Origin of the sequence: Scopulibacillus daqui (genome assembly GCF_016908855.1) — a bacterium.
Taxonomy (GTDB): domain Bacteria; phylum Bacillota; class Bacilli; order Bacillales; family Sporolactobacillaceae; genus Scopulibacillus_A; species Scopulibacillus_A daqui.
Genome location: NZ_JAFBER010000015.1, coordinates 42,306 through 55,747 on the forward strand (window position 1 = coordinate 42,306; position 13,442 = coordinate 55,747).

Annotated in this window: 20 protein-coding genes; 5 read left to right on the forward strand and 15 right to left on the reverse strand. The window is 39.7% G+C overall.

Translation table 11 applies throughout. From position 1 onward, the window contains the following. Positions 1-378 precede the first annotated feature (378 nt). Positions 379-1,203, forward strand: a complete 825-nt coding sequence (locus tag JOD45_RS11145; protein ID WP_205003969.1) for a cobalamin-binding protein — start codon at positions 379-381, stop codon at positions 1,201-1,203. 100 nt (positions 1,204-1,303) lie between these two features. Here the strand turns inward: JOD45_RS11145 and JOD45_RS16895 are convergent, their stop codons facing one another. From JOD45_RS16895 to JOD45_RS11180, 7 genes are all read right to left on the reverse strand, one after another. After that, positions 1,304-1,483, reverse strand: a complete 180-nt coding sequence (locus tag JOD45_RS16895) for an IS3 family transposase (RefSeq protein WP_205003970.1) — start codon at positions 1,481-1,483, stop codon at positions 1,304-1,306. A gap of 5 nt (positions 1,484-1,488) precedes the next feature. Continuing rightward, positions 1,489-2,052, reverse strand: coding sequence for a transposase (locus JOD45_RS11155; protein ID WP_205003971.1), 564 nt, complete (start codon positions 2,050-2,052; stop codon positions 1,489-1,491). 71 nt (positions 2,053-2,123) lie between these two features. Next, positions 2,124-2,714: a 3D domain-containing protein gene (locus tag JOD45_RS11160; RefSeq protein ID WP_205004005.1), complete on the reverse strand. Its 591-nt coding sequence runs from the start codon at positions 2,712-2,714 to the stop codon at positions 2,124-2,126. 160 nt (positions 2,715-2,874) lie between these two features. Further along, complete coding sequence (locus JOD45_RS11165) at positions 2,875-3,192, reverse strand: YuiB family protein (RefSeq protein WP_338056085.1); 318 nt, start codon at positions 3,190-3,192, stop codon at positions 2,875-2,877. Between the two features lie 80 nt (positions 3,193-3,272). Next, positions 3,273-3,509 carry a transposase zinc-binding domain-containing protein gene (locus JOD45_RS11170; RefSeq protein WP_205003972.1) on the reverse strand — a complete coding sequence of 79 codons (237 nt, stop codon included), beginning with the start codon at positions 3,507-3,509 and terminating at the stop codon, positions 3,273-3,275. A 108-nt stretch (positions 3,510-3,617) separates the two neighbouring features. Further along, a complete protein-coding gene (locus JOD45_RS11175; protein WP_338056087.1) occupies positions 3,618-3,737 on the reverse strand; it encodes a YuiA family protein in 120 nt (39 codons plus the stop codon). 418 nt (positions 3,738-4,155) lie between these two features. Next, the gene (locus JOD45_RS11180) at positions 4,156-5,391 is read right to left on the reverse strand and encodes an NAD(P)/FAD-dependent oxidoreductase (protein WP_205003974.1); all 1,236 of its coding nucleotides are present in this window, start codon (positions 5,389-5,391) and stop codon (positions 4,156-4,158) included. Positions 5,392-5,672: 281 nt separating this feature from the next. On the opposite strand from JOD45_RS11180, the gene JOD45_RS11185 reads away from it, so the two are divergent. Next, positions 5,673-6,083, forward strand: a complete 411-nt coding sequence (locus tag JOD45_RS11185; RefSeq protein WP_205003975.1) for a hypothetical protein — start codon at positions 5,673-5,675, stop codon at positions 6,081-6,083. A 64-nt stretch (positions 6,084-6,147) separates the two neighbouring features. Here the strand turns inward: JOD45_RS11185 and erpA are convergent, their stop codons facing one another. Both erpA and JOD45_RS11195 read right to left on the reverse strand, forming a co-directional pair. Then, positions 6,148-6,513 (reverse strand): iron-sulfur cluster insertion protein ErpA, encoded by a 366-nt coding sequence (gene erpA, locus JOD45_RS11190; protein ID WP_205003976.1) that lies wholly within the window; start codon positions 6,511-6,513, stop codon positions 6,148-6,150. A gap of 276 nt (positions 6,514-6,789) precedes the next feature. Further along, on the reverse strand, positions 6,790-6,960 hold the full coding sequence (locus JOD45_RS11195) for an aspartyl-phosphate phosphatase Spo0E family protein (protein ID WP_205003977.1): 171 nt from the start codon (positions 6,958-6,960) through the stop codon (positions 6,790-6,792). Between the two features lie 226 nt (positions 6,961-7,186). On the opposite strand from JOD45_RS11195, the gene modB reads away from it, so the two are divergent. Further along, the gene (gene modB / locus JOD45_RS11200; protein ID WP_380898250.1) at positions 7,187-7,870 is read left to right on the forward strand and encodes a molybdate ABC transporter permease subunit; all 684 of its coding nucleotides are present in this window, start codon (positions 7,187-7,189) and stop codon (positions 7,868-7,870) included. On the opposite strand, the gene dapF is transcribed toward modB, so the two are convergent. The 3 genes from dapF to JOD45_RS11215 form a co-directional block, all read right to left on the reverse strand. Next, positions 7,861-8,724 (reverse strand): diaminopimelate epimerase, encoded by an 864-nt coding sequence (gene dapF, locus JOD45_RS11205; protein WP_205003979.1) that lies wholly within the window; start codon positions 8,722-8,724, stop codon positions 7,861-7,863. The genes modB and dapF overlap by 10 nt on opposite strands. A gap of 18 nt (positions 8,725-8,742) precedes the next feature. Continuing rightward, the gene (locus tag JOD45_RS11210) at positions 8,743-8,973 is read right to left on the reverse strand and encodes a hypothetical protein (protein WP_205003980.1); all 231 of its coding nucleotides are present in this window, start codon (positions 8,971-8,973) and stop codon (positions 8,743-8,745) included. A 68-nt stretch (positions 8,974-9,041) separates the two neighbouring features. Further along, positions 9,042-9,278, reverse strand: coding sequence for a YuzB family protein (locus JOD45_RS11215; protein ID WP_205003981.1), 237 nt, complete (start codon positions 9,276-9,278; stop codon positions 9,042-9,044). Between the two features lie 392 nt (positions 9,279-9,670). Between JOD45_RS11215 and JOD45_RS11220 the strand changes: the two genes are divergently transcribed. Further along, positions 9,671-10,735 carry an NAD(P)/FAD-dependent oxidoreductase gene (locus JOD45_RS11220; protein WP_205003982.1) on the forward strand — a complete coding sequence of 355 codons (1,065 nt, stop codon included), beginning with the start codon at positions 9,671-9,673 and terminating at the stop codon, positions 10,733-10,735. Positions 10,736-10,768: 33 nt separating this feature from the next. Here the strand turns inward: JOD45_RS11220 and JOD45_RS11225 are convergent, their stop codons facing one another. Then, a complete protein-coding gene (locus tag JOD45_RS11225) occupies positions 10,769-11,089 on the reverse strand; it encodes a YuzD family protein (protein WP_205003983.1) in 321 nt (106 codons plus the stop codon). Positions 11,090-11,333: 244 nt separating this feature from the next. On the opposite strand from JOD45_RS11225, the gene JOD45_RS11230 reads away from it, so the two are divergent. Beyond that, positions 11,334-11,555 (forward strand): NifU family protein, encoded by a 222-nt coding sequence (locus tag JOD45_RS11230; protein ID WP_205003984.1) that lies wholly within the window; start codon positions 11,334-11,336, stop codon positions 11,553-11,555. A gap of 55 nt (positions 11,556-11,610) precedes the next feature. Here JOD45_RS11230 and JOD45_RS11235 read toward each other — a convergent pair whose 3' ends face one another. Continuing rightward, positions 11,611-12,576: a 2-hydroxyacid dehydrogenase gene (locus tag JOD45_RS11235; protein ID WP_205003985.1), complete on the reverse strand. Its 966-nt coding sequence runs from the start codon at positions 12,574-12,576 to the stop codon at positions 11,611-11,613. A 48-nt stretch (positions 12,577-12,624) separates the two neighbouring features. Continuing rightward, complete coding sequence (locus tag JOD45_RS11240) at positions 12,625-13,398, reverse strand: class I SAM-dependent methyltransferase (RefSeq protein ID WP_205003986.1); 774 nt, start codon at positions 13,396-13,398, stop codon at positions 12,625-12,627. Between the last annotated feature and the right edge of the window lie 44 nt (positions 13,399-13,442).

Below are 13,442 nucleotides of genomic sequence, written 5' to 3' on the forward strand. Positions count from 1 at the left end.
CCTTCCCATACTATATATCTTACGGCAAAATCCCAATCATGTATGGACAATAATCCTAATTTACTTGAATTTAAAATCAGAAGAAGGACTTTTTTAATGGAAAGTAAAATTGTTATACATAGCCTAACCGCAAACCGCATCCGCTCAATCAATCCGAAAAATCATAGCCCAAAAACAATCAGCATTCATTCATCCAAAGATAAGAGCTTAAAAATGCTATAGGCATCCAATACGGGAGTATAACGTATGCTACTCACTTTCTTCGGCACTCTTTTTTAATGACAGATGAATGCTGGCGGGGCGCGATTTATAATCAACAAAAGAAGCTTGCCGTTCAAAATTGGCTTACAAAGGCTCTATATTAAAGGAGCGATAACCTTGCGAATTGTTTCAATTTGCCCCAGTAACACTGAAATGCTGGCCTACCTTCAGTTAATGCCTCAAGTTGTAGGTGTCGATAATTATTCTGACTGGCCGGAAGATATTAAAACGCTTCCCCGGCTTGGTCCGGATTTATCTATTGATATGGATAAAACGGCGTCTTTAAAACCGGATCTTGTGGTGGCTTCGCTTAGTGTTCCCGGTATGGAAAGGAACATAGAAGAACTTAAAGCCCGCGGCCTTCCGTACGTTGTTCTTAATCCTCATTCCCTTAAGCAGATTGGCGATGATTTAATAATGCTTGGGGAGTTGACGAATCGGAAGTCTTTGGCAGAAGAAGTGGTGAGGCGTTATCATGAAACGATACATCAGTATCAAACACTGGCACATAAGGTTTCAAATAAACCTTCGATCTATTGGGAATGGTGGCCAAAGCCTGTCTTTACTCCCGGCGGGCGCAATTGGCTGACAGAAATAAGCAGGCTGGCTGGTGCTATTAACCTTTTTGAGAATGAGCCAAAGGCCAATGTTCAAACTTCTTGGGAAGATGTGATAGCGCGTCAGCCGGATCATATTTGCATGATTTGGGTTGGTGTTGACAGCCATAAAGTTAAACCGGATTTCGTTATAAAAAGAAACCAGGCGAAAACCATGAAAGCTGTTATTAAAGGAAATATCCATGTTCTTGAAGAAGCATACTTTTGCCGCCCGTCGCCAAGATTATTAATGGGCCTGAAAAAGATAGCCGCACTTTTGCATCCGGAGATTTTCCCGGCTTTTTCAAATAATGAAGATTCCTTATATAAATTAAAGAAAACTTAGCGCTGAGGTGGTGACCCCCAAAAGTTAGAGTTTTAATTATGTAGCTGTTTGGCTGGTTTGAGTTCGGTATTGTACTGGGCTTAAACCAGCCAATTTTACTTTAATTCGTTTTGCCTTCACCTTTTAATTCTAAATGGATACGACGATAACCATATTTTCCGTCATGTTTTTGAAACAACTCGGTAATTTTCTCTTTCAATTCTTTATCTGGATCCTCTTTCTTTAATTGTTGAATATGATAATGATAGGTTGCTTCTGGTATATTTACTACCTTTAACACATTTTTTAATTTAAATCCTTCTTCTTTGAGTTCAAATGCCAACGCTGCTTGTGCTTTTCGAGGTAGGCATTCGGGTTGTCCTGAAAAGCTTTTAACTTTTTTAAATAAGCATTTTCTAAACGAAGCAGTTCATTTTCATGCTCTAATTGCTCTTCACGTGATATGACTTTTTCTTGTTTTGATTGTTTCGGTTTTCTTTTTCCAGACATAGAAGGCCGTCCTTTCGTTTTCTCTTTGAGCCCTTCTATCCCTTCTTTAATAAAAGTTATGTTCCATTTCGCAATAAGAGATGGTTCGTTCATTTGAAATTCAATTGCAGTTTCCTGGTAAGAAGCGCCCGTTTGTTTCATAAAGTTTAATACATTTAACTTAAATTGAACAGTATAAACCTTTTTAGAACGCTTTTTACTCAATCCCTCTTTACCAAATGCTTTATATGCATTTACCCATTTTTTAATGATTGATCCATCTGGAATGCCATATTTTCTAGACAATAAACTATAACCCAGAGGACCACCAAGATATTCCTTCACTATCATTAGTTTAAATTCATCGCTGTACTTTGCCATATAAAAACACCCCGGAAGTTAGATTTTTTACTCTAACTTCCGGGGTGCAGTACCCGCTGACCAAGTTTTCTTTAATTATCCAATATTTTTTGGCGAAAAACCTGCAAATGCTTTGAGTTGTTTAACTTCTTAAGCGTGTCCTCCTTAAGCGTGCCTTTGCCTCTTTTTATAACATACACTTTAAGTTTTTTCTTGCCCCAATGGCGATAAACATCATCTACGGTATTATAATAAAGATCAAGTCTGTTTCCGTGTATAGCTGATCCAGTATCGGCAACAACGCCGTAACCGTATCCAGGGATAAAAAGAATCGTCCCAATCGGAAATACTTTAGGATCGGCAGCGATTGTCGAATATAAATCTCGGCGGACCTTTACCCCGCTGTATGTAACGCCGTACCCTGGGTCATCCGGCATTTTTCCCGTTGATTCAATCCCGGCCGTATAACCCGTCGCTATCACTCTTTGTGCCGGATATTTTTTTAAATCTAATGTTTTTTCTAATGTCATTTCTTTTGGTTCAGAGGCTTGAGTTTTTTTAGGGGTATTTCCGTTTAATGGCTTGTGGCTTGTTTTTAAAAAACTATCAATAAAGTCACTAGCTTTTAATCCCGTTAACGCATGAAAACTTGTCAAAATGGCACAAATAAAGAGCAATGTCATCGCAGCCCTTTTGACTATTTTAACCGTTTGCAATGTTTTCCACTCTCCTCCTGTTTCATCGTTCCCAAAACAGGAGGAATTTATACTACTCGTCTTACATTGAAACGGTTGTTCTCAGAGCTAGAAATACGATCAAAAACTCGAAATACTCAGGTTGATTTTAAAACATTTGGTAGCCCCTTGACCTTAACGTTTTAATAACAAATCCGGAAATAATCGTTCCCATAAATCCTGTGCTAAGAACAATAAGATCCGGAATGGTCAGACTGGCCAAACGATGTCCAACCGCTTTGAAAGTCTCCGCGGGATGCGTAAAATAATCAAGCGTTGACACATTATCGATCATGATAATAACAATAAATGGATAGCAAAAAGCCATTAACCAAGATGTTTTTAACAACATATTGATAATAAAAGCAATGCCGAAAAATAATACCATAAAGAGCAGCATTGATATGATAAACTGAGGTAAAAACACGCCTTTTCCCCCTTTTTTATTTAAAATTAGTTTACTTAAAAATGTCAGAATCGTCAAATTTCCATTGATAACAAATGTGTCTATATCCAAATTTTGGAAAGAGCATTAAAAAAAGCGGGACGAGGGTTACCTTCACATCCTAAACATTCATACCGTGCATAGCCTAGGTCACGAGTACCACACTTAATTGTTTTCTGAACAGCTTCTTTGATATCTTTCCGATAGGATTCGGGTAATAAATTAGCATGAAGCTTCCAGAAACCGTCAAAATGTTCTTTTAGAATTTGTTTAATAACACCACTTTTATGTTTCCCCATGTTACCACCCCAAAGTAAATCTACGAACATTTTACCGAACAATTATCCACAAATCGACATTTTATAATTTCCTAAACAATAAAAAAACAGCCACTTAACAAGTGGCTGCTATGCCTTACCGGTGCCGCAACAGTGGCTGCACGTTTCAGAACCTCCCAGCAACAGCTGAAAGTAACCTTTCCCCTTGCAATAAGGACAATTATTCTTTTCACCTGTTTTCTTCAAGATCAACACCCCTTCACGAATTTTCTGATAATATTACCACTTTTGATCAATAATGAAAAGGGATACTTGCATCGATTTTTCTTAATGTAAGCGGGTACATCTTAATCAATCTAATTATTATTTAAATTTTCTGCCAATTACTTGAATTCTTCTTTTCTTATTGTTAACCTTAAATGAATACTTGATGGATTGAATAATATAAATGCTTAAAGGACTAACCCTGAATTGCGGGAAAAGCATATGATCTGCGGACCAATGCGGTACGTAGGAAAAGGCATAAAAAAAACCGCCCGATCTTGTAAAATGTAATGGCCTAAACCCATTTTACAGAAAGGACGGTTCTCATTGATTGCTGCTGAATTTTATATCGTGCAGTCTGAGGAAAAAAGGTCCAAACCTTTTCGACTGACTTTTGATTCTTTTATTTAAACAAATTCAGCTTGCCTTTTTTAACCATAAGACCTACGCCGCCAAGCATCAATAAGTAGCGATCATCTACAATTTTCTTTAGTGCGGCCGCAGGTGCGCCTTTTATTCTTTTATTGCCGACAACAGCAATCGCATCACCGGCACCAAGAGAAGCGACTGTACCTTTATTCTTATAAACAAACGGTTCAGTTGGTTCATTATGGAGAATATGACGAATGTTTTTGGCTAAGGCCACGCCTTGCTGCATTGCCAGCTGTGCAGTCGGCGGACAAGGACGATTGGTTTCTTTGTCCATAACAAGCGAGCAATCCCCAACTACAAAAACATTTGGATATTCCGGTGAACGAAGCGCGTCATCAACTTCAATCTTACCGCGGTTTGTTTGAAAACCGGATTTTTCTACGATTGAGTTAGCTTTAACCCCGCCAGTCCATACGATTGTGCCGGCTTTAATTTCTTCAAGATCTTCCGAGTCTTTCTCCTGAACAATAACGCTCTCCTCAGTGCATTCTTTAATAAATGTGTTTAATTTGAATTCGACGCCTTTGCTCTCTAATTGATGAATAGCATAATCTACAAGCTCTTTATCAAAGTTTGGAAGAATAGTCGGCGCGCCTTCAATATTTATGATGCGGACTTTACTCCGATCAATATCGTATTCACGACAAAGTTCCGGAACGCGATTTGCCAGTTCTGCCACAAATTCAACACCAGTTAGGCCGGCACCGCCGACAGCAATCGTTAATTTGTGATCTTTTGGCTCTTCATCGTGATTATAGCTGGCAAATTGATATTCAATATGGTCGCGAATCTTACGGACTGTATCAATACTGCGAATGGTAAAGGCATGTGTGTCTAACCCTTTAATGCCAAAAGTATTGGACTCAAATCCTAGCCCGATAACAAGATAATCATACGCCAGCTCGCCGTTTTCAGTAATAACCTTATTTTCTTTTGGCTTGATTTCTGTAACCGTATCTTGGATAAATTTAACTCGGCTTGGATCAACAACTTTCTTAATAAGCATGCGCGTACGGTCGTGATGGAGCGTACCCGCAGCCGGCTGATGCAGCCATGTTGTTTGATAATGATAATTGTGTTTGTTTACTAGAGTAATCTCAGCGTCGTTAGGACTTAATTCTTTAATCAAACGCGTTGCTGTCATCATGCCGCCGTAGCCGGCACCAATGATAAGAATTCTTGGCTTACTCACTATCATCACATCCATCTTTAAAAGTTTGTCGCAATGTCTCGATACGCAGGCTTTGTGATGTATTTCACTTATTAAGCCCGCCCTGCTTCCACATCAATCATATGATTTTTGTTGAAATATTTCAACCTTTTAGTTAAAACACACAGCTTAAATTTTTTATCGTTAGTTCATATAAACATATTTTATTTAATATTTACCCAAATCATTGCCTTTTTAAACAAAATTCGTCCAAGCAATTCATTTTTACTCGCATAACATAAAAAGGATTTGTCAACACTGTCAGATGGTGGTTGTTAATGAAAATAAAGCACGTTATCATTAAATTTAAAAAATGGCTATATGACAAATTTTTTCGCATAGAACAAACTGACTTCAAAAAGTGTCAGCCGCAAAATAAAATAACTTCCTTGCAGAACGTTATTTTTGAAACATTAAAAATGCAAGGTTTCGAAGTTAAGATTAATGAACCTATTGGACCTTATATTGCCGATCTTTACCTTCCCGAACACAACATTATTATTCTCTGCCTATATCCTAATGAAAACAAAACATTGCAAATGATTAAGCTTCGAAAACTTTCAAAATATACGCGGACTTGCGGTTTTCGGGTTTTAACAATAGATTCGCAAAGGTTTTATAAAGATTTACAAAAAGTAATGATGTTCACACATTTTTCCACAAGGAATCCTCTTCAAAAAGAAAAATAGAAAAGAGGCCGGCTCAAAAGTCTCCAAAGTGGACAACTAGAGCCGGCCTCTTTTCTCTCGATGATCAGCAATCCTTCGCAGGCGTCCCTGCATTTGCTGCCGTCTTAAATGATTGTCCGCAGCCGCATGTAGCAATGGCATTGGGATTATTAATGATAAAGCCGCCGCCCATCATATTTTGCTTATAATCAATCGTAACGTCTCGAAGCAGCGGCGCGCTTTCCGAATCAATAACGATCTTTAAACCTTTATTCTCAAATGATTGGTCATCATCTTTCAGTTCATTGTCAAATCCCATTCCATATGTCAATCCAGTACATCCGCCGCCTTTAACACCCAAGCGAAGAAACAGACTTTCGTTTCCTTCTTCTTTTCTCATTTCTTTTATACGATGCATAGCAGCATCTGTCACTGTTATATTCAAATCCATGAAAGATACCTCCTCCACTTTTAATAGTGTTCAAAAAAGGGGACAAAAAGAAACCGATACGAAAAAACATCACACTATATGACACAAACAATACCAGTACATATCCTGTACGTCAAAGTTTAGAAGCGCCTCCTCCGGGCAATGACCGGCCGGCTTCGAGCTGCGTTAAAGGAGCACCGCCCTTGTAAAAGCTATTATCCCGGCCTCTTTGGCATCTCCTTTTAACTACATTATATCGCCATACTCATAGCAGCTCAAGAAAACACACATGTCCATTTAAGCATGAGTGTTTTTTATTCTGAAGATCATATTGTACAGATCATCGATTTTCCTGCTGTAGCATAGAACTTTGGGATGGTTTAAACCTAATTGATCTGCGGTTTGAATCATCATTTGACGCAGCTGTTCAATTTTCCGATAAATATCATTCAAATCTTCTTCGGTCATGGCTGTACCACCTTGAATCGTTTTCCTTTAATGCTTCTTGTCTTATTTGTTTAGTCAGTTTTATAATGAAATAAACCTATGTCATCAAAAAAATCGTGGAATAAAACTACATAAAGGAGAATTTCGATGGCTCCCGGCAATTTTTGTCTAGTACCTGCCATTTTATCATTCAATGGCGCGAACTCTTTAAACCTACAGAAACATTGCTTTCTCCCGGTTAGAAAGGATAAGATCCATGCCTGATTTTTTGTCGGAACAATCTTTTTGGGATCCCGTTTGCCGTTCTATATTTGTAGCTTCTGTTACTTTAATTATCGTCTTTTTTTTCGGAATATTTATAGGAGGTTTCATGGCTGAAAAAAATTTTCGGGGCAAATCAGTCATAGAAACAATCATGATGCTTCCTTTAGTTTTACCGCCTTCTGTTGTCGGCTTTGCCTTACTGGCCGTCTTTGGCCGCAGCAGCCCGGTCGGCCAATGGATAGAATGGCTTTTCCATCAGCCTGTTGTCTTTACGGTTTGGGCAGCGATTCTGTCTTCATCTGTCGTCAGTTTTCCGCTTATGTATCAGACCGTAAAAATAGGCTTTTCTTCTATTCCGCCTGCCATTAAGGAAGCTGCGAAAATTGACGGGGCGGGGTTTTGGCGCAGCTTCCTTTTTGTTCAAATGCCGTTGGCAAAGCAAGCGTTATTAACCGGGGGAATCCTATCATTTGCCCGTGCCTTAGGCGAATTTGGCGCAACACTCATGTTTGCCGGAAATATTCCTGGAAAAACACAAACGATGCCGACAGCCATTTATCTGGCAGTGGAAACGAACGAAACATCCTTAGCGTGGGCATGGGTTATTCTTACAATGATCATTTCATTTTTGCTGTTATTTGCTGCTAACAGAATCCGCTATAAATAGAAAATCCCTTTACAAATGGTTGTCGCTCCGCCTGTCATGAGGACATGTTGTGAATCGGACAACCATTTAATATATAAATCGCCGCCGGCTAAATGAACAGTGTTGGTTTCGTCCATGGACAACCGACCGGTTAAGACCGAAGCCGCAACAGCTGCACAAGCACCCGTTCCGCACGCTTGTGTCATTCCGGAGCCTCTTTCCCATACTCTATATTCAATGGCATCATTTGCAATTTTTTCAATAAAACCAACATTTAAGCCTTCGGGAAAGGCTGGATGATGATCTGCCAAGAATGGTCCAAGTTCATGAATAGGCGCTTCATCTATTTTTTCAACAAAAAACAGCCCATGCGGATTGCCCATTGATACAGCGGTTATATTGAATGTTTGATCGTTAAAAGAGATCGGTTCGTCAATCACTTTTTCTTGGTCACCGCCTTTCATTGGTATGCGTTTGCGGTCCAAAACCGGTTTGCCCATGTCAATCGTTACGAGATCAACCTGTCCGTCTTTCAAATGAACCTCAGCATCAACAACTCCGCTTAATGTTTCTATTTTAAAAGACTTCCGATTAACTAACCCGTGTTCATAAGCATACTTTGCAACACACCGTAAACCATTGCCGCAATTTTTTCCTTCCGAACCGTCTTTGTTAAATATACGCATCATGATATCTGCCCGATTTGAAGGCACAATAAGGATAAGACCATCGGAGCCTATGCCTGTATGCGCATCAGCTGCCTTGACAGCTAAATCAGAATAAGAAGGGATATCTATTAATTGGCTGACTAAATCAATATAAACATAACAATTTCCAAGACCGTGCATTTTAGTAAATGGGATTTCTATACTCATTAAAACTACCTTCTTTCATTATCTTAATGGGCGGTCTGACCAAATATAGTCATCATCCATTTTAAGAATGACTAATTTTTCGTGACAGCAAGGCATCACAACATGGGTTTTGACTTCTTCAAAGGCTTTTTCAAAATCGTCTTTCTTCATATGAATGTGCACTGAGGATTCATGGCAAAACGGACATTCATTTAAATATATTTCCCCCATCATTTTTTCATAAGGCCATGTATGATGAAAATTGTACAAAAGCTCCCCACCTCCGGATGTATAAAAAACACCGCATGAAGGACAGCGGTGTTAGGCATAAGCGTCTATTAAAACATTGGATTTTCTTCCAAGTATTGATAAATATTTTTAACGAGTTGATCTGGCGTCTCGCCTGAAACGAACTCACCATTTACAAGGGCGTATGGGCCTTCATAGCATAATCCGCAATTTCCAAGGCAAGTATATTCAATAACATCAAGATTAGGATCCTTCTCAAGCATCTCTAATGCCTTTTGGGAGCCGCCAGCAAGATTGCTCATGCAAAACTCTATAATAGGCTTCATTAGGGCTCACCTCTTTTATATCCTACCCCTCTGAAAGCCTAACGTCAACTTTTACTTAACATGCGCATTAAAAAATGAAGAACGATAAACGCTTCCTATAAGGCTGAGAGCGGATTGAACCGAGCGATGCTTCTTGTGAAGATGAATAGGCGGCTGCACAGAGGCCGCACACACTTCAATCTTTTCCCCCTAGGACTTGCGGATTTTTCAAACTTCATCATAAAATTCAATAAGATACATTGGATTTTATATGAACAATTCGATATACTTTCTATTGGAATAGACGTGTTAAGTATGTGTTCAAAAAAACGGGGGTCAACAGAGCGAAGACATTCGCCGGCCATGTTTCCCGGAGTGTTTTGAACATCTTCTTAGAGAAAGGACTTAGACATATGGAAAGATTAGTACTAGTAGGCGGCGGATATGGTAACGTTCGTGTTATGAACCACCTATTCTCCGACGGACTGCCAAATGATGTTGAAGTGACCTTGATTGACCGAGAACCCTATCATTGTATGAAAACTGAATACTACGCTCTTGCAGCAGGAACAATTTCTGATCAGGATGTCAGAGTTTCTTTTCCAAAACACCCGCAATTAAAAATCATCAACGCCGAAGTGATAAAAATTAATCTTGCCGATAAGAAAATTCATTTAAAAAATGCGGAAGATGTCTCTTATGATACCGTTGTTATTGGGTTAGGGTGTGAAGATAAGTATCACGGCGTTCCCGGTGCCCCTGAGTATACGCTAAGTATTCAATCCATTCGAAATGTTCGCTATACCGCCCAAAAATTACATAGCATGCCGTCCGGAAGCACTGTCTCAATTGTCGGCGCGGGGCTCAGCGGCATAGAAGTGGCAAGCGAGCTGTGCGAAAGCAGGAAAGATCTTAACATTCGTCTCTATGACCGGGGGGAACGGATTCTTTCTACTTTCCCGGAACGCGTCAGCCATTATATACAAGAATGGTTCGAGAATAACGGTGTGACAGTGATTAATAACAGCAATATTACGAAGGTAGAGCCCGACTGCTTGTATAATAATGATGAGCCAAATCATACCGATGTTGTCATTTGGACTGCAGGTATCCAAGCTCACCATCTTGTCCAAGAGCTTGATATCGAAAAAGGCAGCGGCGGCCGTGCCATTGTGACTGAACATCACTATTTGCCGGACCATCCTGAAGTGTTTGTCGTCGGTGACTGCGCTTATTATGATCAAGCCCCGAGCGCCCAGCTGTCAGAGGCCCAGGGCGATCAGATTTATAAAGTATTAAAAGCAAGATGGAATAACCAGCCGGAGCCTAAACTTGAAGAAATTAAATTAAAAGGCATGGTTGGATCACTCGGCAAAAAGAAAGGGTTTGCCGAATTTATGGGCAAACCGTTAACCGGACGTGTAGCGAGACTGTTGAAATCAGGCATCTTATGGATGTATCGTCACCATAATGGTTAAGAAAACCGGGCAGATGCGCCCGGTTTTCTGAATTTATACAGCTTTAAAGCCATTTTCTTCTAATTCTTGATAAATTCTTTTAATTTTCGGATCGCCTTCGCAAATAACTTTTCCATTAGAAACAACTAAAGGGTAAAAGTATTCATCATTTATGACCTTTTCGGCAAATTTTTGATCTTCTTCGGTTTCAGGATAATAAATATCGATATACCGGATACGAATGTCTTCATTGGGAAATTTCCTTTTTATTGCCGCTTGAATCCATTCCATCGTTTCTTTTGATGATGGAGAATGAATGCAGCTTGGGCACGGCTGATTGGCGCCGTATATCGTTATATTGAATGATTCCGCCATCCTAAAGCCTCCTCCCTATTGGTTTCTCCTCTGCTTATTTCTATTTTACATCATTGAACTATAATTAAATGAGTTTTCAATATTCAAAAAATCAATGTTTTTTTACGGTGGAGAAAGCCGGCGGCAATTTTTCAGCTCAGCTATCCTTTCAGTTTATTTTTTCGATCGCAAATTAATATCATAGATTTTTTTATAAAAAGATATTATAATGAAACCATATGAATAATGAAAGGGGTCAACTGCAATGCGCGAACAAGTTGAAGAAGTCCTTGAAAAGCTTCGCCCGTTTCTATTGCGTGACGGCGGCGATGTAGAGCTTGTCGATATTGAAGACGGTGTTGTCAGAGTTCGATTGATGGGTGCATGCGGCAGCTGCCCTAGTTCAACTATTACATTAAAAGCAGGCATTGAACGTGCTCTACTTGAAGAAGTGCCAGGTGTAAAAGAACTAGAGCAGGTTTTTTAATAAACATGAGAGAAAACCACTTAACAAGCAAAATGTTAAGTGGTTTTGTTTTTCCTCAAACGGGAGTTAACGGTGAGTGACTTTCAATTAATACTTGATATAAATTTTTAACGGCAAGATCTATCATGGCATGGCGGGTTTCCACACTTGCACTGCCAATATGCGGTAAAATAACAGCTTGTCTTAATGAAAGAAGCGGATGATCCGGCCTGATCGGCTCTTCATTGCATACATCAAGTCCGGCCCCGCCAATTTCACCTGTTTTCAGCGCTTCATACAGCGCTTGTTCATCAACGACGGGACCGCGTCCAACATTAACAAATACCGCATCATTCTTCATTAATTCAAAAGCTTTTTTGTTAAACATGCCTTTCGTGTCTTCGGTCAGCGGCGTTAAACAAACAACAAAATCAGATTCCTTCAATAGCTTTTCAAAAGACACATAAGAAGCGCCCAATTCTTCTTCGGTCTCCAAGTCTCTTGAGCGGTTATGATACAAAATATTCATGTCAAAACCTTTAGAGCGCTTCGCGACAGCAGCCCCTATCCTTCCCATGCCGACAATTCCGAGTGTTTTGCGGTGCAGATCCTTCCCGGCTAACAAGAACGGCCCCCAATTCTTCCATGATCCCGCTTTAACGTATTCTGAGGCCTCAACAATCCGTCTTGCCGCCGCCATCAATAGTCCAAAAGCAAGATCTGCTGTTGTTTCAGTTAATACATCCGGCGTATTAGTGACGATGACGCCTCGTTTCTTAGCTTCCTGTATATCAATATTATCGTAACCGACAGCCATATTGGCTACAATTTTAAGATGAGGCGCATGATCAAAAAAGCTTTTATCTACTCGTTCAGTCAGCATGGTTAACATCCCGTCAGCTTGCTGCGCTTTTTCTAATAAAATATGATGCGGCACCGGCTCCCACTCATCATCCCACATATCAACGTTTGCTTTCTCCTTAAGGATTTGCAAGTTTTTATCAGGGAGCTTCCGAGTAATATAAATTTTGGGTTTTGTCATGTGCATTTCTCCTTCCTTTAGCCCGTTTTCTTCTGCAAAAATGAGACATTAATTTTTTTCTGCCCTCATCCGAATCCTTTTATAATCCGCATACCAAGCGCCGTTTCGATATAAAGCCGGTTTTAATCTTTCATTAATTCTTTGATAAATCTCTTTTTTTTCAGAGCCAGGAATGTCATAAAAGAAATCATTTGTAAACATATCCAGCCAATTGTTTAATCCATTTACGCCATCGTTAAGTTTAGTCGGTCTGTCAAAGTGGAGAGCATAAGTGACACGAAAGCCTTGATTTTCAAGCAATGTGCTGTACTCCCCAATGCTCGGATAATACCAGGGATTGCGTTCTGAGGCGGAGATGCCATATCCAGAAAGCACAGATGAAATACTGTCAATAATCATTTCAACATTTCCTTTACCGCCAAATTCACAAACAAAACGTCCCCCGCTTTTTAATGCATGCCAAACAGTTTCTATGACTTTAGACGGGTTTTTAATCCAGTGGAGGACTGCATTTGAAAATACAGCGTCAAAGGGCTTAGATGCTTTATAAGTTAAGGCATCTTTCACCAAAAAATCAAGGGTTGGATATTTGTTTTTTGCTGCTTCGATCATTGATGAAGCCGAATCAATGCCTAAAGGGATTGCCCCGGCTTTGGATATTTCATATGTTAAATCTCCAGTACCGCAGCCAAGATCAAGTATCTGTTCGCCTTGTTTGGGATTAAGCAGCTCGATAACGCCTTTGCCAAGCTGCGATACAAAGCTTGCACTCTCATCATATAACTTAGCATTCCATGTGTTTTTAGAACCCGTTTCTTTCATGGGCTGGCCCCTTTCTCAAATGGTTACTCATTATCTTAACATAA